Genomic DNA, 22,252 nt, shown 5'->3' on the forward strand with positions numbered 1-22,252 from the left:
CTTACATCACTGAGTACAATTTAATTATTGAGCACTTTTAATTCTTTAGATAGATCATATTTCCAGTCTGATGCAGATATTCTGACTACTCCGGACAGGTCTCCAGGAAATTCAACACCATCTTCAACTATCGCAGCGACGAATTTACGCGATAGCTTGGACATGAGCCAGCCGTGTTCTAAAACAACATTCTGCCGGGCTCTTTTTTTTAGTGCAGTTTCATCCTTGGCTTTCCCTTCATCACAGGCAGTATAAAGCACCACTGCATAGGATACAGTGTCGATATGCTTCTCAAGCTTCTCGATTATGGTCTGTCCTTCATTGGCTTCATGATGAAGTATGACAGGCTGGAAACCTTCATTTGCCAGAAAAATGTAAACCTCGTTTTTTAGGTTATCATCGTGCCCATGGACAATGAATACTTTCTTCTTCATGTTTAACCCTGCATCGCTTGCCATCGTTGTCAACCCGCTGACTTGCTCAGTATTTTTTATTTTGTTCTCACTAACAGAATGCTCAATAATTGGAGCGGTTTTATAGCTTGAAAGTATTTTCATCGATTCGCTCTGTAAATACTGACGTCTTCGTCCCCAAGCTCCATCGCCACCTGTGACGTTTAAGCCAACATTATTCTTAATGTCAGCGGGTGACATGGAGAATCTGATCCATGAAGGAATGGTGATATTATCATCGAGTTCAAGTAATTCCTGACGCAAGCGATAAAACTGCGAAACATATTTATCAGGACTTGATGCACCCTCATTTACAATGGTGACACACAGAGCAATGAATGTATTTACAGTGGCAATAACTGCTTCCGGTACTGCTGTGGAAGAGGATGACATCATTTCCTCGGTAGTTGTATTTTCCTTCAGTCTCACCTCAGCCTGATAGGTCGCAGGAATACCCCCTACACCCATTCTGAAATTAGGCTCGATTACAATATATTCTTCAGTACCGCCATGCGGCATACTGCGTATAAGCAGATCCCCCTTTTCAATAGCAATATCGCTCCGGTTAATGAAAATCTTATTCTTTTGAACACTTCCTTTTATCCCATCAGTCCTGTCGCCATTTTGCTTAACAAGGGAGAGAGTGTCACGCATCAGTTGTGTTAACGGCATGTATTACCCCAAAAAAAGGCTGAATAGTGTGGCAGTTAGCATAGCAAATGGTGTGAGTAATTTCCCTTGCTCGGTTCGAGAAATCTTCTCCATACCCTCACGACAGAACCATGCAACCCATCATTTCCGGGTTTACCTTTTTTCGGATCTGAGGAACGAAACAGAGACATTGCGAACAAAATAAGAAAGAAAGTGAAAAATTATTGCAAAAACGGCATTAATGCGTAATCAACAAAGGTTCTGTCTTATTCAATACATAACGGCAATAAAAGGCGAAAAACGAATTTATTTTCACTTTTTGCGGAAAAGCGGCCTTTAAGTCCGCTCGTCAACAGTAAATACCTGCACATCAACCCGGACATAAAGGAGAACACTATGTCTACATTTATCGCAGCAGTATTTACTGTCATCCTCACCCTCATCGCCATCGGTAAGTTCATCTGGGCCGTTGTCGTAGCGTACCGGAGCCTCACCTGGTTCTTCACCCACTTTGACGAGCTTCCCTATATCTGGACATGCAGCTGGCGATATTACCGCCGGTATATTTTCCGCCGTATCTACCGTCGCGTCTTCAGTCGTTGATTTCGTTATCCAGCGGCATGCCCAGCCCGGCCAGCCAGCACAGACAGCACCAGGTGGTGAACACCATCTGTGTCTGGCCGGATTTCCATTTGCGGATAGTTCGTGGGTCCACCGCCAGCCGGTGGGCCAGCTCCAGGTCAGTCAGGGGGATCAGCCCCCGGACCACGGAAATGTCACTGACCGAGGGCGTCTGCCAGTACTTCGTGCTGACTAGGGTATAACCGTTGAAGGCGTGGGTTTTGATCAGCGAGTGGATCAGCGTCAGGTGCTCCTGATTTTCCATCGTGCCACCCGCCGGTCAGATGCTAGTGAAACCGGGAACCCGGTGCTGCAGACGGCGGGCTTCTTCCCGGGCCTGAAGTTCACGCCCTTTTTGCAACATGTCCGCCGTTGGCTCCGGCAGGGTCTCCATGAACGCTTTAAACTGTTTGCCGATCGCGTCCAGTGACACGCTGGAGGTGATAGAGGTATGCCGGTTGGTATAAACCAGGCGTGTCAGCGGCCGGGTTAGTTCTTTACCTTCCATAAAGCGTTTGAAGATCCACAGATAGAGATCAACCAGTTCCAGTCCGGCGCTCTGCGTACCAGACTGGAAGACCAGCGGTTGCTCTGGCATGTTTTTCATGTCCATCACCGGCAGACCTGGCCCCAGCTCCCATGGCTGAGCGCGAATCTGACGATAAAATACGCTCAACTCCCGCTGGGTGGTGTTGAACTGCGATTGCTGATCAACAATGATGCGGGCCTTGCGGTTGGGAGCGCCTAGCCGGTGGCAGATCCCATGAAGCACGGACTGAAAGCCAATCATGTTGGGCATGATCTGCAGTTTTTCTTTATTGGTTTTGCAGTTGTAGCTGAGTTCATCAAAGTGGGCCATTGCCCACGACAGCGCATCAGTCACAATTTCAATGAAACGGGGATCGCCCAGCATCCCGACACGTGAAAGCAGTACGCTGCAGACTTCCCCCAACAACGCCGCCGACCGGCCATCGTGGGCTTCCAGACGGGCGCGCCAGGCTTTTTCCGCTAGCTCATCATCAAACAGCCGGGCCAGATTTATCAGCAGGGGATAGCGAAGCGGGGTCCAGTAGGACGTCCAGGGCACCACCGGATTCATCCCCTGGTCAAACACCTGATCGAAGAAGGAAATGATGGCGTGATCGCGTTTGACCACCTGCCAGATATCAAAGCGGATACGGTGCTTTTTCTGCAGAACCAGTAACGTATCGATGACGTTATCCAGGCGGTGCATACCCAGTTCGGCGGCGTGCAGTCGCACCACCCCCATTTTTTTACGCAGCGCAGCGAGGGCAGGCTCCGCGACAGTATCGAGATCATCGGGTGAGGACAGCACGCCGTAGGACAGTATCGGCTGAGTGCTGTCAAAAAGGTTCGGTCCGGTATGGCCGGTTTCATCAACATAAAAGTGCATCAGGACATCCTGTATCAGTGGCTCCGGTATGACGCCGGACGAGGGATAAAACTATATAGAGGCCTGCAGGTCGCTCAATTAAAGACTGTCAGCCCGGTGCCAGGTTTAATAGATCGCGCAAATCAGGTACTGTCCGGCATTATTGTAAATCACCATATCACCGGTCGGCAGCTGCCTGATGCCATTATCAGGCAACCTCTCACTTCCGAAAACATTAAATTTCGCCCGATTCAAGGCACGAAAACCCACTATTTATCTGATTTTAATTGGTTATTTAATTCCTTCATGCCATTTTCCCCAATTCCATTTTCTCGCCCAGGGTGACTTTTTCTGAAGGCGTTTACCCGCTTACCGGCCGTCAGTTCCTGTTATCTCACTGAATAGCAGGTTCAAACAGCCACCTCCAGCTGTGCCTTTTTTCGGATCTGTGGTGAAAAAACGAGAAAGAAGAACATGTTCAGCATATCCATATGCCTGACATCTGCATATCCTAGGCATACGCATATGCCAGTCATCTGCATATGTAAAACCTATACAGAAAATTAAGGCAGGCATATACTACACATATGCAATCACTCATCATGCAGATCAGAGAGGAGGAACATCCATGCGCACAGTTTCGATATTTAAAAACGGCAATAACCGCGCCATCCGTCTGCCCCGGGACCTGGATTTTGACGGCGTCAGTGAGCTGGAGATCGTCCGGGAAGGGGACAGCATCATTCTGCGTCCCGTCCGGCCGACCTGGGGCTCATTCGCGCAGCTGGACAGGGCCGATCCGGACTTTATGGCGGAGCGTGAGGATGTGGTCCGCGATGAAGGACGCTTTGAGCCATGAAGAAAACCTGGATGCTCGACACCAACATCTGCTCGTTCATTATGCGCGAGCAGCCGGCAGCGGTGCTGAAGCGCCTGGAGCAGGCGGTGCTGCGCGGTGACCGCATCGTGGTCTCGGCCGTGACGTATGCCGAGATGCGCTTCGGCGCCACCGGCCCGAAGGCCTCGCCGCTCCATATTCAGCTGGTCGACGCGTTCTGCTCCCGCCTAGATGCCATCCTGCCCTGGGACCGCGCCGCGGTGGATGCCACGATGGACATCAGAGTGGCGCTGCGCCTCGCCGGCACGCCGATCGGCCCGAACGACACGGCGATTGCCGGACACGCCATCGCGGCGGGCGCCATCCTGGTGACGAATAATACAAGAGAGTTTGAGCGGGTGCCTGGCCTGGTGCTGGAAGACTGGGTGAAGTAAGCCGCTCTCTGCAGGGTAATTTCTTGAATTACCCTGCAGGTTATTTCGGCGTGCCGGTTATTATGCCCTTAAGAGTGTAAAGCCTGTCGAACTGGGCATAAGGCTCCCCTGTTTCCGCTGCGTGTCGGAGTTTTGCGTCCGAAGGTCGGGCAGAGCGATACCGTGACTGAGTGAATGCTAAAGATCATATCCACTGACACAGATCACCCGTTTTCCTTTCCCGAAGGCCGTCAGACCTTCATCAGTAAACCCCATCCAGCTGATGAACGCCCCCCGGGCCCACTTTGCCTTGGTGCTGAGTTTTCCTTCGAATACGTGCAAATCTGCTCGCCCGTGTTACGAAATGATGAGCGGGGGGCAAGCTTAAAGATACTGAAAAGTTCTGCAAGCCATGCTTCAAAACGGAAACCCCGCGGATCTGGCGGCAGGGATTTCATCTCGTTCATTTCAGCTATCAGTGAAGGCCAGTCAACACCGTGCCATACCTGTACAGGCCTGTCGCCTTTGGCTGTATCAGCGTCCGTATTTTTCAGCCGTGAAATCAGTCAAGCCAGTCATTGCGGCTTTGTTCGGCCTGCTCAGGCATGGTCTACATTTTATACCGCCACAGAGCATCAAGAACCCGCAGGGCTGTCTCACGATCCACCTGTTTCAGCAAACATCTTACCCGTTTAGGTTTTGAGGTTCCTTCTTCCTTATAAAGTTCATCATCAATATCAATGTTCAGCTCTTCATCAAAAAAGCCGACAGCGTACGGTTGGAGAAATCGAGTATCCAGCCCGGACCGCTTTCAAAGACGAGATTAAACAGTCTCAGGTCCTGTATTTTCAGTTTCACGCCAGCCTCCTGTTTTTACAGAGTATAACGGGATGTCAATTCAGGAGGTACTGAGTCAATGCCATTCGTCAATTTGGGTGGTTTCGATTTTTGGAGTTTTCGGAGCTCAGGAAAAGAGGAGGAGGATTATTGCTGGTGAATCACAAAAAAAACAGAATTGTTGCTATTTTAGGATTATTGCATTTAAGCAAAAAAATTCTTGATTTTATCCATTAATATCAATAATTATGAATCTTTTCGGTAAGTATGAGGCATCTAAAAACCACAATGATGTCATTTAAAAATCCGTTTAAAATACAAACTCACATATCGTAGAAGGGCAGGATCTCCCCGATACTCTTCCGTAAATCGTGTTCGTATCTCTTAAGGATAAATATGATATTTGGACGGCAATCAAATGAACCTGCTCATAACGAGCCATCTTTTGCCAGAGATTTCCACTACCTGACAGCTCTGATACAGCATCTGGGCGCGCATGAACGCTGGAACAGCAGAACCCCTAGGAATATTGCTGATAGTCTGGGCATGGACATGCAGGAGGTAGAACGGGTGCTTGCTTCTTACCCGGCGTTTTTCAGACGCTCTTCCAATCTCAGTTCACAGGGCGAACCCCTCTATATGCTCCATCTACGCTATGCAAGAAGAAGGAAAAACAATGAAACAGATGCTCGTGAATCTCCTCCAGTCAGTGCTGCAGAGATGGGCATTATGCTGGATCTCGTGACGAAAATGATTGCCGTAGAAGAACAAAATAAAAGGCTCAGCTTCGAAATTAAAACTAATAATCTTAAAATATGGTCTGCTCTTGGGCTGGCCTTTCTTTCTTCCGTCACTGCGATTGCCACAGCATTACTGAAATAGGGGAATATGTATGAAACTGGAATCCTTTCGTGTTCGAAACTTCCGCTCTGTATTTGACAGTGGGTTGATAACCACTGAGAAACTGACTGCAATTCTGGGGAGGAATGAAAGCGGGAAAACAAACTTGTTACTCGCTCTTAAAAGCCTTAATCCGGCAGAAGGTTTCGGCAAGCTTAATGATATAAAAGATTTCCCAAGAAACAGAAAACTGAGTGAATGTACTCCTGACACACCAGTTGTAGATACAACGTGGAAATTAACCGAACCAGAACTGGCTGAACTCAGTGCCATTTATCCACGCGCACGAAGTATTACTTATGTTGACATCAGCAGACGATACAATGGAAAAATCAGGTACATCAATTTTAGTGGTCTTGACAAATTAACATATGATGAACGAAAAATAAAAAAAGAAGTCCGTAAAATAAAGGCTCAAATTGATTTGTTTTTCGATAACTCCGAAAATGAAACAGAACAAACTCAGCCTGATATACAGGCTATCAGTGATATATGCAATGCCTTACTTCCGATCCCGGACCGTCCAATTGGCTGGTCAGCGCAGGCCATGGGAAAACCACAGGAGCTGAGAAAATTTCTTGTTAAGTATGACATCGAGCTTAAGTCAGAATCAGATGATGCTCTAGATGAACTGGAGGATACTCTTAACGAGATAAGCAACGATTCTTCCCGATCTAAACGGGCACGAGAATGGATCCTTACAAAACTCCCTGTGTTTGTGATGGTAGATGAATATCCGGAACTGAACGGTCACCATCAAATGGCTGAATATACTTATCATAAACAGCAGGGTGCATTAACTAATGCCGATATCCATTTTGAGAAACTTTGCAAGGTGGCAGGGATTTCCCCTGACGAGCTGACGGCTAACAGAAATAATTCAGAGGTTCGAAATCAGCTTGTAAACAGAGCGGGAGCTGTCGTTACGACAGAAATCCGAAGGCTCTGGCAGGATAAACCTCTTAAAATCCGTTTTAATGTTGACAGTGATTATTTTGATACATATGTTTCGGATTCCAATAATGCCTACGATGTTGAGGTGAACCTGGACGAAAGAAGCCGTGGGTTTAAATGGTTTTTCTCATTCTATATAACATTTTTTGCTGATACCAAGGGTGGATCAGCAGAAAATGCTGTTATTTTACTGGATGAGCCAGGGCTTTACTTGCATGCTAAATCTCAAGCTGATCTTCTCAATCACCTGACCAATGATTTTGATAACCAGATTATCTATACCACTCACTCTCCATTCCTTGTACCAATTAAAAATATTTCCGATGTAAAAACTGTCTCTATTGCAGAGGACAAAGGAACGACGGTAACCAACGATCCCAGCGGGGATTCGACAACCTTATTCCCGTTGCAGGCAGCGCTGGGATATGACATTGCGCAGTCGCTATTTATTGGATCTCATAACCTTATTGTCGAGGGAGTAACTGATTTCTGGTACCTCAGTACGATTTCAGATGTACTTACCTCCGCTGGTAGAAAAGGCCTGAACAGCAAAATAATAATAACTCCTGCCGGTGGGGCACAGCGGGTGTCCTACATGGTTTCTCTACTGTCCTCTCAGAATCTCAATGTTGTTGTACTTCTGGATGATGAGAAACAAAGCCGTGAGACTTCCGTTGAGCTTCAGCAGCAGGGCATGCTCAACAGAAAGAACGTGGTATTTGTGTCTGATGCTCTGGAGTCAAAGCGTGACGAGTGTGATATTGAAGATCTCTTTAATCGTGATACTTTCCTCGAACTGGTTGATGAAAGTTATGATCTGAAGCCTGGCACTCTTAAGCTGAATGAGAAAATTCCGCGAATTGTCAAACAGATTGAAAATTCCTTCTCGACAGACAAGAAGCATTTTGTGAAAGCCAAACCCGCCCGCGCATTCATGAACCGTCTGAAAGACGGAGATATTCAACTGCTGTCCACAGAAGAACTGGATCGGTTTGAAAAGCTGTGCGATTTGATAAACAAAAGAATGACGGCCCGCAGCTGAAGGAACACCCTACAGCACTCTCTCCAAGGCTCGATTAATCGGGCCTTTAAGTTTCCGACTCTGCCTTTTTCCGGATCTGAACAAAGAATGGCACACACTGGCTGCTTCATAAAAACACTTATCACATCAAATATATAAATTGATGCAAAATATTGATATTGACTCATTATTTTCAATTGTGAGATAAAACTATAAAACCAATCCACATAGATGATTACAGGTTCTGTTATGGGTCAGTTTCTTGATAAAGTCATGGATGAAGCCAGCAAAGTAATAACGCTGCGAAAAATTCCTGCTGATATCGATACGGCCATTACAGAACAGGCCAGCCTGACGGGGAAATCCAAAAACGATCTTGTTCTTGAGTTACTGACGTCCACATTCGGTGATCTGTTGGGGAATTTTGTGCGTTCCAGTGAACTGGTGGCCCTGATGGACAAAGAGGTTGCCCGGATGACTGATCGGGAAATAATATTGCAGAGCTTTGAAAGCAATCTTACCCCGATCTACAACCGGGAATACTGCCGTATCCTCGCGCTGAAAAACGAGGACGACCTCAAACGTGTATTGATGAACAACATTCCCTATCTGGAACTGCGTTCGAAACAGCTTCGTTTCGGCATGGTTCCGTTTCTGCCGAAGGGAATCTCACTGATAATGGCCCTGTTCTGTGAAGTGGCCGGGCGGGACGGGCTGACCATCGCACAGTTCTACACTTCACTGTGGTTTGTTGTCGAACGAGAGCAGTATTACAGGGCGATTAATGAAATCAGAGCCGTGAAATCCCTGTTGCCAGTCACCGATCCCTGAAACGAGAAAAGCCACCCCTAGGGATGGCTTTTCCAGACTACTTTTTCCGCGTGAGACCTCTGAAAGAGGCGACTCCGCCTTGATTAACTAATTACGCCATAAAGTGACGGCGTCGTCAATAGTATTTTCAGGACTTCATTCATGACTGCAAAACACTACATCACAACAGAAAGGCTGGATATATACAGAAAGCACCTTAAAGTTAAGCCCGCTCAGGTTATGGCTGCTTATCACTGGAACAAAGCGCTGGCTGGCGCGTTGCTTCCCGCTATGCAGTGCCTTGAGGTAACGCTTCGCAATGCGATTAACACCGCGATCCAGTCTTTCCCGCCTGCGGGAGCTAAAGGTTTGTGGGATACCAACACAAACTGGGTGACCAGTCTTCCGAAATATATGGGTGATAACAGAATCAATTCTTCGGAACGCTACAAACGAGCCAGAAATCGTAAAGATCGTCAGGATGCTGCTGGCTATCTACTGGATAAATGGAGCAACAGGCTACTGGCGAGAACATTGACTGAGGAAAATCTGGTATCTCAGGCCAAAAGCCAGATTAGTAAGGAAGGTAAAAAACCAACCCCTGACAGGATCATCGCCGGGCTCACTTTTGGTTTCTGGACCACGTTGTTGACGGCCCCCTATGAAGATCCCCACGGGGACCGGTTACTCTGGCCTACATTGACCTCACATGTATTTCCTAATGCCCCGGCAGGGTACACGCGCGCCGATATTTGTGCCGCATTTTTTCAAATAAAGGAGCTGAGAAACCGTCTGTCGCATCATGAAGCGGTGTGGAAATTCCACCAAAGAAATCCCGCCACAGGAAAAACTGATTACTCAAAACCAGTGTACGGTACGCAAGCCAGCTGCAGTCTGTTGAGGAAACATTACGACGACATCCTAGATATGATTGGCTGGATGAGCCCCGACCGGAAGGCTAATTTCCTGAGGCATTCTGCAAACCTGCGGTTTTATGCACTGTGCTCGGTGGACGGGCTGAACAGCTACATTGCCCCGGAAAAAATCAAGGCGCAGATAAAGGTTTCACGCGGTGGTAAGGGTATCAACAGGTTAATTAAGATACTCGAAAAACACGAATTCATCCGGATTGTAAAAGAGGGCCAGACAGTAATCACCATCGGCACTGACAATTCCATCCTGATTTAATATCCCACTTTTTTTATTAACCTATTCTGCCAGCCCGGAGCGATTCCGGGTTTGATGCCAAGATTTACGGCAATCGGGCGCACGCCCATATCAGGGTGATCTCTCCACATCTGGGTGCGGCGGCTTTCTGTTGTGGTGTCTGTTCCATGGGGGCAGCCTCCGGTGCTGCTTTGTATGCTGCATGGTGGCATCACGACTGCTTTGTATGGCAGCGCAGCTGCCGCCCGACTGTTACTCAATTGACGATAGCTACAATTTGTATTACATTTTCTTAAATACAATTTGTATTCATACAGATAGCGAGATTACCCATGCCAGATCTGAAAGAAATTTTAAAAAATAGTCTTTTTAATCAAGTCGATGATAGCGTTTCTGCGCCTATATCTATCCGCATCCCTACCATTTTAAACAACGAGTTGGACGAACTATCTTTAAGTCTTGATCGCTCTAAGAGCTCGCTAATCAGCGAATTTATTAAGGCCGGGGTAGTTACTTCGAATGAGCTACTAAAGGAACGCTCTCTGATTAGTGCTGAAATGAAAGAGCAGCTAGTTGACCAGCGTGAAGACAGCGCAACTAGCTTTCTTGATAGGAAAGCCTTCATGTTGAATACGAACTACAACAACGATGTAGAAACGCATTTCGACATGGTTAAAAACCAAGAGGCTGCGGCTTTTTGCGAAGGTTGGAAGGAGTACATCTGCCAGCTTTCTAAAGGTGATAAGGTCTATCTGTATCAGAGTGGCGTAGGCATCATTGCTTCTGGTGTTGTGGATGGCGAGCTTGTGAAAAGCGCGCATTACGGCGTAGCTGATGATAAATACGCTAAGCCACTCAAAGATTTTAAAACCGGCTTCAAGGCTATCTCCGCGCGTCGCTTTAAAGAGTTAACCGGGGGCGGGGCTAATTTCCGTAGAACGATGATTGAACTCACTTCCATGCAGGCTCATGCTATTGCTCAAGAGATTGAGAAATTAACAGCTAAGCAGTGATAATCCTCAGATAAGAAAAGGGCCCGGAAGGGCCCTTTAGAATAAGAGCTGATTAATCGTCTAGATCTTCATCATCGCTTTCTTCATCATCGCTTTCTTCTCCTTCCTCGTCATCGTATTCGACATATACGTTGACGTTTTGAATAAAATCATCAGGAGGAGTGAAGTGGGTATCTATCGGACTATCATCAAGGTGTTCGTAGTCATCGCGTTCGTCTAATGGCCCTGATGTTACATGGGTTTCACCCCAATTATCAACATAGATACCGTTATTCACAGTTCCATTGCCTGGAACTTCATGAACTAAATTAAAACCAATAGGAGTGTTGTCATCTGGATCTCCTCCTTCCGCAAATACAGGCTCTAAGTCAGAAGGGGATAAGGGTAATACTTCACCGTCGACTATCATTGAAGAAGGTATTTCAATGACTAAGTCCCCAACTTTTTTCCTAATCATATCATCACTCATAAAGCCCCACGCTATACCTTGCCATAAGAAAGGGGATTAGCCCCCAGTGAAACTGCTTATAAGTAATGGGGATAAAAAAAGTGAAAAAAAGAGGTGCTGAAAAATTTTCACAGAGAGGCATAAACCCCCTTTGTTTTATTGCGTACCAACACGCCCTATGGCGGACCCCAGCCGCCGGGGTATCCCCTCATTCAGTACAGCCTGCCTGGACTGATCAGCCTTCTGGCATCTGTGGTGTTCCGCCGTTCCATAGAAACCTGCTAGGAATATCTGCGCCAGCAAATTCCAGTACGGCTCCCCGGTGAGCGCTTGTCACGTGATGTCATGACACACCGGACTCCTTTCCTTCGACTGAACCACGAAGGGCTATTTTAGTCCTCCGAGCATAGCCCCAATTCGCCTTGCAACATTACTCTGAATTTGTCGTGTGATTTCTTCCTTGCTGATCAGCATATTACAGTAAGGGCAGGGCGTATTTTTAATTTCATCAATTGTTTCACCATGTAGTATGTCGTTGAAAGTTAGTGCCTGACCGCACTCGGGGCACTTGAATTTGATGCATTAGGGGATCTACGTGCCGGGCCGAATGCACCTGAAGCAAAAAACCTAACACCTAAACCATAAGCAACAGGGTAATAAGCGGAACTTCCTCCAAACTAACCCCCTATACAGCGGGTCTGTACTTCATGTGCTGTTTTGTTCATGGCCTTAGCCCTTACCTCGTTAGTGGGTCACATCTCTGATTTTGCTGTCACGACACGACAAACACATCGATATATGACAAATTAATGATACAAGTAATTGATATTTAACATAAAACGCATTAAGCGTAGTAGCATTGTAACAGCAAAGTTTTTATGTACGGTCGCTCATGGTTAAAGCCGGCCTCTGGATTCCCCGCAAACAACGAACTCCTAAAATTCAGCAGCCACGCTATCGCTGGGTCTGCTGAGGCGAACTGAACCAGATAGTGCGGAGGGGGTTGGTGGAGCAAACCTGACGAATGCTTTTTTTAACGTAACTCTGAACTGGATGCGCAAATTGGCACGAAAAAAGGGACATCCATAGCAATAATGAGATTTAATTAGTCTAGAAGAGGGGCAATGTCTTCATCATAACTTATTTTAGGAGGTAAATCTTTATTTGTTATAATAGGAGTAAGCTTTCTAATTATTTCAATGTTAATTTGGGCAGAGTTTTGTCCTGACGTCATTACTTCTTGATATGATAATATCTTCTCATATTCCAAATCTGAGATTGATTTAGTGTTATTGTTATAAATATTATAAGCGGAACTCACTATATTTAACACAAAAGAGCATGTATTAAAAAAATTTTGCATTTCAGATATTTTTCGATAGTTTTCTAATGAGTCTTCAATGGACTTTGTCATTGCATCATTAGCTTCTATTAGTTTCCTTATTTCATCATCTATTTTATTTTTGATGAGCAATGTCTTATAACTTTCGTATAAAACACTGTAAGAAATCGCTTGGTTTTTTAATTTATTTATGCCAGCAGAACTTTCCGTTAAATAAAATGCGCTTTTCAAACCCTCCATTTTATAATCGGCATGTAGAATGGCTTTATTATAGTCTATAGATGTAGCAATCCAACTATTAGTATATGCATTGAATTTAATCCACAATGCTTGACTGTCTATGCTTCCGCCACCAATAGATTGAATGCTAGCAGCGTTGCTTTTTTGAATATCAGCACTAATGTTTGGATACTTTTCCATTGATACCCTGTTAATTAATATAGCATCTGCTGGGCTAATCCCGTAGCCAACGGGTAGGAAAATTAGTGAATCATTATTTTTTACAACGGTGAATAAAAAACCATACTCAAGACCAACTTGAATGTTGGGTGTTAATATTCTATATTGCGATACTAAAGCTGAGATTTGACTGTCATCCAGACTCACTCTTTTCTTGTAGTTCTCATAAAGAGCCTCTGAAATTTTTACAAGCAAATCTGTCATAAGACCAATAGAAATATCTCTCCAGTACTTCATTTAGACACCTCAAATATTTGTTTGACATATGGGTATTGTTTCAACTCGTTTTCTGGAATAAATATTTTCGCTTCAGTGTAGATAGTTTTAGATACTGCCTTGTTTAACTCATCAATTTTCAAAAGTAACATATACTTTAAAGAATGATTAATGTATTGATTTAGTAGAAGTGCTATTTTTTCTTTCATTCTGTCTTGGTTTGAAAATGTAAACTCAGTACACATATTTTCCATATAATTAGTAATGTTTGATTTATATTCATTATTATGTTCTTCTCCACTATAAATAATAGTAAGATTATCAAATTCTGGCGTGTTACCATCGATAACTAAAGCTCGAAAATTCACCTCGGCAATATTGTATTTAAAATAATCTTCACTTCCTTGACAATCTAGTCCCCCTGACCCACTTTCATCAAAATCATGAGTATGACATTCTGTATAAAACGTCCTTTTTTCAACGTCTACTGGATAACACATATTACCTGATATGCTATTAAACTCTCTTTTTTTTATGTTGTTTTGAATGATTTCCCTTAAGTTTTTAAAATCACTGGAATCCTTTGAAACGAAGTTATTTGTGTTTTCTATTTCCTTCAAGGCCCATGAAAAACTACCAATAACATTAGGGTTGTTTTGTTGATTGTAATAATTTAAATATCTCTTTATAGATTCTATCCACATCCCTCTGTTTATTCTATATTCACTAATTTCATCCTCAGGAATACCAGTTAGCATCTCCGTATGCATTGAATAAGCGGAACTCTGTATAATAAATAGCACCGGAACATAGAACACAAATGCATATTTGAACTCGTTATTTAAAACGTCACTCTGAACATTTTCTCCATTATTATATATTTCATAAATGTCTCTATAGTATGCTCGTCTATTGTGTAGTGGATCATAGTTTTTCTTTGAGTTTTGTAATTTTGTTAATCTATCCGCTGCAGTCAAAACTTTTTGCTTTTCAATTATCTCAAAGGTGGTTGTTGGAATGTTTTTTAATGTTTCATTTATTTCCCCTATGTGAGCATTTATAGCTTGAATACCTTCATTTATTTTAGCGATGTTATTACTCATAGCTATTAATATACTGATTCCTCCATCTCCTTTAGGAGTGTTGGATTGCAATAGATATGTGGCCGCTGTAATAGCAACTGGTACCCAAGCAAAGGCATTGACATTGGCTGTATGTAATAGGAGTAACAAGATAAGTGATTTTTTCACTGTACCTCCTAATGCTTAAGTATTTATCTTTTTACATTGAGGCGTTTGTTTTTGCATACTTCAAAAATTTTTAAGCTTACGCCGCCATACTTACTTTTAGTCGTTTTCTTAAAAAAGTCAAGTTAGCAAGATAGAACTTCGATATAGCGATATATCTAAGATGCCTATATTTAATACGTTGTTTAATTTAGCAAATATCTTGTACATCAGATGTCGGAATTGACATACAAAATGTCTATTGTTGTGGGCCTTATTAAGGTGCTGTCCAGATAGTTGAACTCACAGCGCAAAGCGGACAATAGTTGACGGTTAACACAATCAAATTAAAGCTAATGTATGCGTACATTAGCCTTAAAACACGGATCAGCCTCCGACATCTCATCAGCCAACGGGCTCTATGAGCTCTGGTCCCTGATTCTTCACATTGCCAACAGCGCGCGTTACAGGATGCCATATGAAATGATCAGCTGACACAGATCCATCTGCAGCAATGTCTTCAGCCTCCTTACCCGAAACGTCCTGTTTCATCCACTCCCGGGCGGCGTCCGGTACCAGGACAAGTGGGCGCCGGTCATGGATATCAACGAGACCTTTATCAGCCGCGGCCGTGACAATCAGAAACCCTTCCGCCTCATCACCACGCTCAAACGGAGTGCTTCCGATCGCGGCCATGAGGATTGGCTGGCCGTCTTTACGGTGGATGAAATAGGGCTGCGTCTTGTCTCCTTCACGCTTGTCGAGTAGGGTGCCGAAGTTACCTCCGACACCCCCTCTAAGAACCGTGCGTGAGATTTAGGTTCCTCTTACGCTACCGGCGGTCACTTTGCCCATGGCGGATGAGAATGGGACATCCGCTCCGACCGCAATCGAGCCCTGTCAGCATCTTTGGGCCCTTCATGGTTGACGATAGTAAACGAGGTTCGCATATGCTAACCATGCCACTCCCCCTAGCTCCGACCCGCGTTGATGCTCGCAGGCATGCCGTTTTCTCACGATTCTGGCACTTACCAAATGGTAAAGGCTACATTGTCCGAGGGCTTTTGGACGGCCTGTTACCAGTCCGCCCTACCTCGTAGGGTACTGCCGATGGGACGGCAGGTTCGGTAATAATATATGTTCCGAACAATCACTTATGCGACTTCACGTCGCACCCATTCAAACCAGCCATCAGCAAAGCAGATCGCCCGACCGTGCTGCCAAAGAGGTTTAAACATCCTGCTGCTGGCTGCTGTCTCAACCCGGGCATTAATCAATGGCGGTTTATCCCACCACCCTGGCGCGTAACCCCAGTTAACCGGATCGAGCTGCAGCTGTTCGTCGCGTTCGCTCAGAAGTAACACCCTGGTACCCGGGGCGACGTTATAGCGACCGATGGGTTCCGGGTCGTAGGCAATATTTCGATCGGCTTCATTGGCGAGGAGAGAAAGATACTCTTCCCGCGTCATTGACTGCGAAAAACGTCCGCACATGGTTACCTCCATTGGCCAGACTGAAATTATAGAAGATGTGATCGATGTGGATCCGGGGTCAGGATGCCGCTTTGCGGCATGGAGGCGCCTGCAGCAGTTGAATGGAGTACTGCGCCGTCGCCCGGCGCAGCCGGCTACTGTTTTGACAGGTTCTGCCTCATCCACCCCCTTCCCTTAAGGTCAGGTTAGTGAGCGCAGTCTGCTATGAGCGAAGAACAGACATTGGCCTCACTGGAATGCAGGAAGTTAACAAAAGTGAATGAATCGTTTAAGTAGAATGTTTATAACTATCAAATATATGCTTGCTGAATATATTTAGGCCACGTGTGTGGCCTGATATTAGAATTTAAAATCCGAAGCTTGGGCTTCATTATAAAGTTGTTTCAATAAAGTATAACCCGAATCATATTCAGATATAGAAAAGAAAAAATGTCTCCCATCATTCTGTATGATGCTTAATCTTTGCACACCTACTTCCATGTTGAAATCGAATGCATAATCTAGAGTTATTCGCATTCCTTGGTAATTAGTCCATACTTTATCTTCATCTGAAATATAATTCCAATGAATGATACCATTCTGAGTCTCAGAAACTAACTGGCTTACAAAATTTACAATTGTATTTGGTAACATCTGTTAATCCTCTGACTTTCTGAATGTGTATTTCGTTTCAAATCTCTGTTTTACCTCGAGTAATGCGTCTTGGATCTCTTTAATCTGAGCGTTGCCCAAAGGATTTGAAGCATTAATATGACGAGTCGAAAATATTTTCTTTTCTAAATCGTTTAATGCCGTTTTTTTGTCATCAAATTCCTTTTTGTCTTCTTCTGTCATGAAGTGATTGGCGAGGCTTATATGTAACTTTCTTGCTATAGTAAAATTAGCCACTAGAAGTGGGTATTTTTTTGTCGCAAGATCATTGAGGCATTGATCATAGTAAGATACACATTCATGTGCATAACTTAATCCAGTTGCATCTTTGAACTTACTCAGATTAAATAGAGAGCGAGTTTTAATGCTTTTTGTAATACTAACGTTATACAAGATTTCCATTATTGAAATCAGTAATGCAATAACAGTAGCAACAGAAGCATAATATGAAAACATGTTCAAATTTTCACTTATGCTAATTATATCATGTTGATATTTATAACAAACGAAAACAATAATAGCACATATTATTATGTATAATATTCGAATGCAATTATCTTTAGCTTTTTCCAACATTAAAATCATCCCATTGTGAACTAGCACCCTTAACATTATCCATTTTTATTTTACCTTACTCAAGCTTTCATATTAGCTCGCTCTTCATTTATTTAACATGCGCTATCGTGAGTGACGTCCGCTTCTGGCACAAAGCAGACGTTAAAGTCTACAGCATGGGAAACTTCCGGATGCCGCGTCAGCGGCATGGAGGCGCCAGCTGAAGCAGCATGGAGTACCGAGGGCAAATGGCGCCGTCGCCCGGCGCAGCCGGCTGCTGTTTTGACAGGTTCTGCCTATCCCACCCCCTTCCCTGCAAAGCTATACCCGCTAAAAACGTCTCAGATGCCTCTGTACGCGGTCGGAGTGGTCCCGACAAGGCGACAGCCGCAGTCGGGGCGTATCTCCGCGTTAGCGGGCCGCAGGGCCGCTTACGAGCGTGTACCAGACAACTGACCGCAGCTCCACCCACAGCGATGAAGAAGAGTAGTTACAACACCCATTATTAAAAGCGACATTACTCCCGGCCTTCGGCCGGGGGCGGCGGCGCTTTTCAGTGGTGGGGAGGGGCACCCGGCTGGCAAACCGGCGCCGGTTTTATGATGATTTTCCTTTTGAATGTTGTAACTAATGTGGTTCTCCGGTCGGGGCCCGTCGCGAAGCGATGGGAGCTCTCTCTGAGGTTGCCGAACCGGCGAGACCGTCAGGTCGCTGCAAGGGCGGGCATTCTCCTGAGCCTGTCCACAGGGCAGGCGATGAACAGGTTATGTGTTTACAGGATTTATTAAAGGATCTTTAAAAGAGATACAGAGCTGATGTTTAAAAGGAACCATGCGCCCTGAAAGCCCGACGGTTGGCGCTCTACGAAAATATCGGTTCGCGCTATATGAAATACACCCTTGCAGTTATATGTGGATAACAGAATTCGGCCGTCAGAAGTGACGCAGGCGATAACATTTAAGGCCACTTTGACGCCAGGAAGACCGGAATTATGGTGAGGAATGCAGGTCTGAAGATGAGATAATACGTAGTAGTCGGCCAACAGGCGTGCGAAAGCCTCCGGCGCCGGCCGGATTTTTTAAGGAAGGTGATGTTATATGGGGACAGTGGCCAGTCGCGTGTAGTTGTTCCCGCGCGACAGCAGCATGCGCTCCTGCACACGGCGCTCAACCTCACGCTTCAGCGCTTCTTTATCACCCCTGAAGCGGCCGGTGGCGTATTCGCGGGTCAGTTGCTGACGCACGCGCGTCTCGATGTCATGACGCTGCCGTGATGCATCCCGCCGTGCAGTATCCCGCTTCCGGCCGTGAGATTTACGCTCAGCCTGATAGCTGCGAAAACGCTCACGCACAAACCGCCACGCTTTTGCGATCAGTTCGTCCATCTCCAGCGGTTTCAGTTTCTGCTTTTTGCGCTGCAGGTTTTCCCACTCCACACGGCTGCGGCGCGCGGCCACCACAGCCACCTCAGAAACGTCGAGCGCGGAAAACAGGGCCGGGGTGAACGTGATATCGGTCGGGATATTACAGCCGATCTGCGGGTCATATTCAGTCTGATAGGTGATGAGACCCAGCTCTGCCAGAAACTTCAGCGCCCGGGTGGCACGACTGACTGACAGATTGCCGCTCCTGGACTCGGTGGCCAGTCCACACTCGATGGCCATATTGGTAATCGAGCGCTGCACGCGATTGGCCAGCGGATCGTAGTGAAAACACATTGCCTGCAGTAGCGCGTCAATTGCACGCCGGCGCAACAGGGGTGGCATCCGGTGACGCTTACCCAGCGAACGCAAAAACGCCACATGAATGGAAAAATCAAAACGAGACGTGAAGCCGCCGGCTTTCGCCATCAGCTTACGGCAGAACGGCAGGGTCTTTTTCCCTTCTCGCGGCGTGAAAACCGGGTTCGGGTTTTTGACCTGTGAATAGTGGTTTTGAAGAAGATCAGTCACCGCTTCCTGCGCTTATGTTGCACGGAAGGAGCGAATGACACAGAAACTGATCTTGAAGTTTTCTGTGCATGTACATATACTCCCTGCATAGAGCAACACGTTCTATGCAGTTTTGAAAGGCCCCGTTAATCTTTTCCTTCCGCCAAGATTGAAGAAGATTATCGGGGTTTTTGCTTTTCTGGTCCCGGGTAGATACCTCATCAGAACCAGCTCCCTGCCACCTTACGGCGTGGCACACCCAAAATTATTCAGACCATCAACAATCTAGCACTCAATACAAACATGATCAAGAATGTGAAGTCTTTACATCTATAAGGCCGCGCTCTGTAAGCTCTCGCTCGAGGAGTTTCTCGATAAACTGGGCTTGTGTCAGACCTTCTTCTTCACAAACCGCTATCATCACGTCCTTTAGTGGGTTTTTAACAAAAACCTTAACTTCTTTATGAGTTTCGCGTTTACGCGCAATTGCGGCAAGCTGTCTCTCACTGGCAGACATTGGCTTACCTTTCCGGTATGCTCGTTTTGCATTCGTAGAGGAAGTTGTTTTATCTGCTGAACGTGACATTTATCGCTCTCCTGACACCTCAGAAATGTCTTCGGAACGGAGGATACTACAGAACTCTCAGATCCTGCAAATCAATAACTTACTTTCAATTTGCAAGAGATCCTTTCTAAAATTGTAATTTGTATTGGCGTACAAATTTCAACTGAATGAGATGCCTATGTCCTCTTTTAAGAGAGATGGAGAGTAGCCCTATCCTGAACTAAAGTGAGTACCTTCAGGGGCAAGGCTTAAGAGATAAGATACGAGCGACGTGTGGACCAGGCGCTTTAGCATGGACGTAAGTGAACCATATTGATGCTCGTTTTATGTCTGAGGAGCGTTAATAAGCCCGTTTCCAGTCCGTCCCCTGCGACCAGCGGGTTGACCAGTGCTGCAGATAGAGTTGAGCAACGACTGGATCATCCCACACGACAAGCACGTTCTCTGAATTGACCCGATCAGCGGCTCGGGTGTAGTTAAAAGACCCGACTTCAATATTGCGGTCGTCAGCAATGATGACTTTGTCGTGCATGATTTTGTACTGCGACACTGTGCGAACCGGGATGCCGGCATTGACCAGAAGATTCATGGCCGCCTGGCTCGCCTGGTTTTGCTTGCCGGTATTGGCTTTCCAGTCCAGAACCACTTTCACATCAAGACCACGCTGTTTTGCTCTGACAAGCGCGCCGGCGACTTCGGGTGAAGTAAAGGAATAGCCCATCAGCCGGATTTCCTGCTGTGCAGAATCAATAGTCTTCAGGACCAGCTGCAGAGCCGTTCCTTCCGGAGAATATCCCGTCTCGATGCTGGCGGCATACACGGCCGGAACAGGTGCACACAAAACCAGGCTGATAAGCCCCGACAGACAACATTTGCGGAGTGTACGGTTAATTTTTTTCACAGTATTTCCTTAACGGGTGTTTTAAGAAACGCCGGGAGCGGGGGAAACTGGCTTTTCCCCGTTCCCGGGGTTGGACAACGACGCCATGCGGAGGCGTCAGGATTTTGTGGTATGCCGAAACCAGTAGCAGACGGGTCCGTCGCCGGTATCGTGGACAGAGCCCAGGAACCAGCCATCATCATCCGGCGGCTCCGGTATCCAGCCAAGGGCATCCGGGGCTTCATCCGTAAATCCGGCAGCAAAGGCTTCAGGCGCTTCATCGCGCATTGTCATCACAAAGCACTGAAGTTTATGAGTTCTGAGCCAGTAGCTTAATTCTGCGGAAGTTTCACAACCACTGCGTGCCAGCGCTGGATGTGTCCAGTACCCCTGTTCATCACGTTTCACTTCGGCGGCGATAATCATTTTTCTTTCTCCTTGCGTTCAGTATGCTCTGTCGTTGAATTCATACCGGTTATGGATTTTTCGGCAGCATCGGCTCCGCGGTTTTTCAGAAACTCTCCGACCCTTCTTACCAGCCTCTCTGAATCCCGATCGCGTAGTAGTGGAATACCGGCCTGCCTCAGAACCTCTTCCAGCAGAATATCGCGCCGGATACGGTGTTTTTTCAGATGTGAGGCATCATCCAGTTCAACTGCGCCGATGATAGCGAAGGTATGGATGTCAACGATGACCACATCGCAGTGCCACTGTGATGCCATGCGGAAGAGTTGCCACCAGGTCCGGGATCGTGGCCGGATATGGGAAGAGAGTGTGGCAATATCTGCCACCCGGACCTGAGGACACAACAGCCAGCGATTTCGGCTGGTATGCCTCAGTAATGCCCGGAAAAAATGTTGTTCCCGTGGCGTCATCAGTGTGTCATTACCCACCCAGACCTGCTGGCGACACAACCGTTGCTCAGCCTCTGAGGGGCGAATACCCAGGGCTTTGAGTGACATCAGAACCGGGGAAGTCTTCGTTACTGCGCGTCCTTTCAGAAGCAGCACCAGAAACCCCAGCAAACTCAGCACAACAACGGTACTGCCCGCCATCATTAATATCTTTGCCATGTATTTTATTCCCTGATGTTCCTTTCTTTCCCGATGCGTTTTCCTGTCGTCGTCCTCATCTTTCTGTCCCTCTTCTGATAAGGCAGAACTCTGCCGGCAGCCTGTCGAGCAACGCGCGGCGAAATACATTCGGCAATCCTCTCCCGGCTACAACATCAGCGATCAGAACTGATATGACGCTAATCTGCAGGACGAGGCACAGGACAAAACCAATCTGATGCACCAGTTCCGCAGCAGGCATATTACGAAGAGCATTAATCAGCTGGATGGCATCCTGTGGGGAACCCCAGGCGAGAATACCGATACCGACCAGCATCACCGCCGGCGTATACAACAGCCCCCGG

23 protein-coding genes and 4 pseudogenes are annotated in these 22,252 nt (G+C 46.2%); 8 read left to right on the top strand and 19 right to left on the bottom strand.

Annotation, left to right across the window (positions count from 1 at the left end; translation table 11 throughout):
• Window positions 1-20 precede the first annotated feature (20 nt).
• Window positions 21-1,124, bottom strand: a complete 1,104-nt coding sequence (locus CWM57_RS25010; RefSeq protein WP_100676529.1) for a TIR domain-containing protein — start codon at window positions 1,122-1,124, stop codon at window positions 21-23.
• Between the two features lie 375 nt (window positions 1,125-1,499).
• On the opposite strand from CWM57_RS25010, the gene CWM57_RS25015 reads away from it, so the two are divergent.
• Window positions 1,500-1,706 carry a hypothetical protein gene (locus CWM57_RS25015; RefSeq protein ID WP_100676528.1) on the top strand — a complete coding sequence of 69 codons (207 nt, stop codon included), beginning with the start codon at window positions 1,500-1,502 and terminating at the stop codon, window positions 1,704-1,706.
• On the opposite strand, the gene CWM57_RS25020 is transcribed toward CWM57_RS25015, so the two are convergent.
• Together CWM57_RS25020 and CWM57_RS25025 are read right to left on the bottom strand one after the other, a co-directional pair.
• A complete protein-coding gene (locus CWM57_RS25020) occupies window positions 1,696-1,989 on the bottom strand; it encodes a korC (RefSeq protein WP_100676527.1) in 294 nt (97 codons plus the stop codon). The two genes, CWM57_RS25015 and CWM57_RS25020, sit on opposite strands and share 11 nt — an antisense overlap.
• Window positions 1,990-2,004: 15 nt before the next feature.
• Window positions 2,005-3,138 carry a DUF3800 domain-containing protein gene (locus CWM57_RS25025; protein ID WP_100676526.1) on the bottom strand — a complete coding sequence of 378 codons (1,134 nt, stop codon included), beginning with the start codon at window positions 3,136-3,138 and terminating at the stop codon, window positions 2,005-2,007.
• A 607-nt stretch (window positions 3,139-3,745) separates the two neighbouring features.
• On the opposite strand from CWM57_RS25025, the gene vapB reads away from it, so the two are divergent.
• The gene (gene vapB, locus CWM57_RS25030) at window positions 3,746-3,976 is read left to right on the top strand and encodes a type II toxin-antitoxin system VapB family antitoxin (RefSeq protein ID WP_100676525.1); all 231 of its coding nucleotides are present in this window, start codon (window positions 3,746-3,748) and stop codon (window positions 3,974-3,976) included.
• Window positions 3,973-4,389 (top strand): type II toxin-antitoxin system VapC family toxin, encoded by a 417-nt coding sequence (locus CWM57_RS25035; RefSeq protein WP_100676524.1) that lies wholly within the window; start codon window positions 3,973-3,975, stop codon window positions 4,387-4,389. The genes vapB and CWM57_RS25035 overlap by 4 nt, the downstream gene beginning before the upstream one ends.
• Window positions 4,390-4,429: 40 nt before the next feature.
• On the opposite strand, the pseudogene CWM57_RS28360 reads toward CWM57_RS25035, so the two are convergent.
• Window positions 4,430-5,226: pseudogene (locus CWM57_RS28360) on the bottom strand (DUF3644 domain-containing protein).
• A 375-nt stretch (window positions 5,227-5,601) separates the two neighbouring features.
• Here CWM57_RS28360 and CWM57_RS25045 point away from each other — a divergent pair.
• The 5 genes from CWM57_RS25045 to CWM57_RS25065 all read left to right on the top strand — a co-directional run bounded on the left by CWM57_RS25045 (window position 5,602) and on the right by CWM57_RS25065 (window position 11,070).
• A complete protein-coding gene (locus CWM57_RS25045) occupies window positions 5,602-6,087 on the top strand; it encodes a hypothetical protein (RefSeq protein ID WP_048263657.1) in 486 nt (161 codons plus the stop codon).
• 10 nt (window positions 6,088-6,097) lie between these two features.
• Window positions 6,098-8,101, top strand: a complete 2,004-nt coding sequence (locus CWM57_RS25050; RefSeq protein WP_100676523.1) for an AAA family ATPase — start codon at window positions 6,098-6,100, stop codon at window positions 8,099-8,101.
• A gap of 228 nt (window positions 8,102-8,329) precedes the next feature.
• Window positions 8,330-8,911 carry a hypothetical protein gene (locus tag CWM57_RS25055; protein ID WP_227520646.1) on the top strand — a complete coding sequence of 194 codons (582 nt, stop codon included), beginning with the start codon at window positions 8,330-8,332 and terminating at the stop codon, window positions 8,909-8,911.
• 141 nt (window positions 8,912-9,052) lie between these two features.
• Complete coding sequence (locus CWM57_RS25060) at window positions 9,053-10,078, top strand: Abi family protein (protein WP_100676521.1); 1,026 nt, start codon at window positions 9,053-9,055, stop codon at window positions 10,076-10,078.
• Window positions 10,079-10,389: 311 nt separating this feature from the next.
• A complete protein-coding gene (locus CWM57_RS25065) occupies window positions 10,390-11,070 on the top strand; it encodes a hypothetical protein (protein WP_049141606.1) in 681 nt (226 codons plus the stop codon).
• Between the two features lie 52 nt (window positions 11,071-11,122).
• Here CWM57_RS25065 and CWM57_RS25070 read toward each other — a convergent pair whose 3' ends face one another.
• From CWM57_RS25070 to CWM57_RS25155, 15 genes and pseudogenes are all read right to left on the bottom strand, one after another.
• Window positions 11,123-11,539, bottom strand: a complete 417-nt coding sequence (locus CWM57_RS25070) for a hypothetical protein (RefSeq protein WP_100676520.1) — start codon at window positions 11,537-11,539, stop codon at window positions 11,123-11,125.
• 366 nt (window positions 11,540-11,905) lie between these two features.
• Window positions 11,906-12,097 carry an ECs_2282 family putative zinc-binding protein gene (locus tag CWM57_RS28470; RefSeq protein ID WP_413773453.1) on the bottom strand — a complete coding sequence of 64 codons (192 nt, stop codon included), beginning with the start codon at window positions 12,095-12,097 and terminating at the stop codon, window positions 11,906-11,908.
• A 526-nt stretch (window positions 12,098-12,623) separates the two neighbouring features.
• Window positions 12,624-13,556 carry a hypothetical protein gene (locus tag CWM57_RS25075; protein WP_100676519.1) on the bottom strand — a complete coding sequence of 311 codons (933 nt, stop codon included), beginning with the start codon at window positions 13,554-13,556 and terminating at the stop codon, window positions 12,624-12,626.
• Window positions 13,553-14,785 (bottom strand): hypothetical protein, encoded by a 1,233-nt coding sequence (locus CWM57_RS25080; protein WP_133122287.1) that lies wholly within the window; start codon window positions 14,783-14,785, stop codon window positions 13,553-13,555. The genes CWM57_RS25075 and CWM57_RS25080 overlap by 4 nt, the downstream gene beginning before the upstream one ends.
• A gap of 381 nt (window positions 14,786-15,166) precedes the next feature.
• A pseudogene (locus CWM57_RS25085) lies at window positions 15,167-15,520 on the bottom strand (SOS response-associated peptidase family protein); the annotation flags it as partial.
• Between the two features lie 416 nt (window positions 15,521-15,936).
• Window positions 15,937-16,254 (bottom strand): annotated as a pseudogene (locus CWM57_RS25090) (SOS response-associated peptidase family protein); the annotation flags it as partial.
• A 339-nt stretch (window positions 16,255-16,593) separates the two neighbouring features.
• Window positions 16,594-16,887 (bottom strand): hypothetical protein, encoded by a 294-nt coding sequence (locus tag CWM57_RS25095; RefSeq protein WP_080929378.1) that lies wholly within the window; start codon window positions 16,885-16,887, stop codon window positions 16,594-16,596.
• A 3-nt stretch (window positions 16,888-16,890) separates the two neighbouring features.
• Window positions 16,891-17,481 (bottom strand): hypothetical protein, encoded by a 591-nt coding sequence (locus CWM57_RS25100; RefSeq protein WP_129306688.1) that lies wholly within the window; start codon window positions 17,479-17,481, stop codon window positions 16,891-16,893.
• A 1,072-nt stretch (window positions 17,482-18,553) separates the two neighbouring features.
• On the bottom strand, window positions 18,554-19,411 hold the full coding sequence (repA, locus tag CWM57_RS25120) for an incFII family plasmid replication initiator RepA (RefSeq protein WP_004200825.1): 858 nt from the start codon (window positions 19,409-19,411) through the stop codon (window positions 18,554-18,556).
• Window positions 19,404-19,481: a RepA leader peptide Tap gene (gene tap, locus CWM57_RS28475; RefSeq protein ID WP_099913970.1), complete on the bottom strand. Its 78-nt coding sequence runs from the start codon at window positions 19,479-19,481 to the stop codon at window positions 19,404-19,406. The genes repA and tap overlap by 8 nt, the downstream gene beginning before the upstream one ends.
• A gap of 216 nt (window positions 19,482-19,697) precedes the next feature.
• Entirely contained in the window at window positions 19,698-19,976 is a 279-nt protein-coding gene (locus CWM57_RS25135; protein WP_004199332.1) for a replication regulatory protein RepA, read from the bottom strand.
• Between the two features lie 319 nt (window positions 19,977-20,295).
• A complete protein-coding gene (locus tag CWM57_RS25140) occupies window positions 20,296-20,847 on the bottom strand; it encodes a phospholipase D family protein (RefSeq protein ID WP_060598885.1) in 552 nt (183 codons plus the stop codon).
• A gap of 105 nt (window positions 20,848-20,952) precedes the next feature.
• Window positions 20,953-21,261 carry a hypothetical protein gene (locus CWM57_RS25145; RefSeq protein ID WP_070612642.1) on the bottom strand — a complete coding sequence of 103 codons (309 nt, stop codon included), beginning with the start codon at window positions 21,259-21,261 and terminating at the stop codon, window positions 20,953-20,955.
• Complete coding sequence (locus CWM57_RS25150) at window positions 21,258-21,908, bottom strand: DUF2726 domain-containing protein (RefSeq protein WP_060598856.1); 651 nt, start codon at window positions 21,906-21,908, stop codon at window positions 21,258-21,260. Before CWM57_RS25150 ends, CWM57_RS25145 begins: the two co-directional genes overlap by 4 nt.
• Before the next feature lie 55 nt (window positions 21,909-21,963).
• Window positions 21,964-22,252 (bottom strand): annotated as a pseudogene (locus CWM57_RS25155) (hypothetical protein); the annotation flags it as partial.

This window comes from Klebsiella sp. G-Nf4 (assembly GCF_002810615.1).
Taxonomy (GTDB): Bacteria; Pseudomonadota; Gammaproteobacteria; order Enterobacterales; family Enterobacteriaceae; genus Klebsiella; species Klebsiella variicola.

What these genes read in the sequence shown, in the direction of transcription:
- CWM57_RS25010 (WP_100676529.1), bottom strand. Translation starts at nt 1,124, where the DNA reads ATGCCGTTAACACAACTGATGCGTGACACTCTCTCCCTTGTTAAGCAA.
- CWM57_RS25015 (WP_100676528.1), top strand. Translation starts at nt 1,500, where the DNA reads ATGTCTACATTTATCGCAGCAGTATTTACTGTCATCCTCACCCTCATC.
- CWM57_RS25020 (WP_100676527.1), bottom strand. Translation starts at nt 1,989, where the DNA reads ATGGAAAATCAGGAGCACCTGACGCTGATCCACTCGCTGATCAAAACC.
- CWM57_RS25025 (WP_100676526.1), bottom strand. Translation starts at nt 3,138, where the DNA reads ATGCACTTTTATGTTGATGAAACCGGCCATACCGGACCGAACCTTTTT.
- vapB (WP_100676525.1), top strand. Translation starts at nt 3,746, where the DNA reads ATGCGCACAGTTTCGATATTTAAAAACGGCAATAACCGCGCCATCCGT.
- CWM57_RS25035 (WP_100676524.1), top strand. Translation starts at nt 3,973, where the DNA reads ATGAAGAAAACCTGGATGCTCGACACCAACATCTGCTCGTTCATTATG.
- CWM57_RS25045 (WP_048263657.1), top strand. Translation starts at nt 5,602, where the DNA reads ATGATATTTGGACGGCAATCAAATGAACCTGCTCATAACGAGCCATCT.
- CWM57_RS25050 (WP_100676523.1), top strand. Translation starts at nt 6,098, where the DNA reads ATGAAACTGGAATCCTTTCGTGTTCGAAACTTCCGCTCTGTATTTGAC.
- CWM57_RS25055 (WP_227520646.1), top strand. Translation starts at nt 8,330, where the DNA reads ATGGGTCAGTTTCTTGATAAAGTCATGGATGAAGCCAGCAAAGTAATA.
- CWM57_RS25060 (WP_100676521.1), top strand. Translation starts at nt 9,053, where the DNA reads ATGACTGCAAAACACTACATCACAACAGAAAGGCTGGATATATACAGA.
- CWM57_RS25065 (WP_049141606.1), top strand. Translation starts at nt 10,390, where the DNA reads ATGCCAGATCTGAAAGAAATTTTAAAAAATAGTCTTTTTAATCAAGTC.
- CWM57_RS25070 (WP_100676520.1), bottom strand. Translation starts at nt 11,539, where the DNA reads ATGAGTGATGATATGATTAGGAAAAAAGTTGGGGACTTAGTCATTGAA.
- CWM57_RS25075 (WP_100676519.1), bottom strand. Translation starts at nt 13,556, where the DNA reads ATGAAGTACTGGAGAGATATTTCTATTGGTCTTATGACAGATTTGCTT.
- CWM57_RS25095 (WP_080929378.1), bottom strand. Translation starts at nt 16,887, where the DNA reads ATGTTACCAAATACAATTGTAAATTTTGTAAGCCAGTTAGTTTCTGAG.
- CWM57_RS25100 (WP_129306688.1), bottom strand. Translation starts at nt 17,481, where the DNA reads ATGTTGGAAAAAGCTAAAGATAATTGCATTCGAATATTATACATAATA.
- tap (WP_099913970.1), bottom strand. Translation starts at nt 19,481, where the DNA reads ATGCACAGAAAACTTCAAGATCAGTTTCTGTGTCATTCGCTCCTTCCG.
- CWM57_RS25135 (WP_004199332.1), bottom strand. Translation starts at nt 19,976, where the DNA reads ATGTCACGTTCAGCAGATAAAACAACTTCCTCTACGAATGCAAAACGA.
- CWM57_RS25145 (WP_070612642.1), bottom strand. Translation starts at nt 21,261, where the DNA reads ATGATTATCGCCGCCGAAGTGAAACGTGATGAACAGGGGTACTGGACA.
- CWM57_RS25150 (WP_060598856.1), bottom strand. Translation starts at nt 21,908, where the DNA reads ATGGCAAAGATATTAATGATGGCGGGCAGTACCGTTGTTGTGCTGAGT.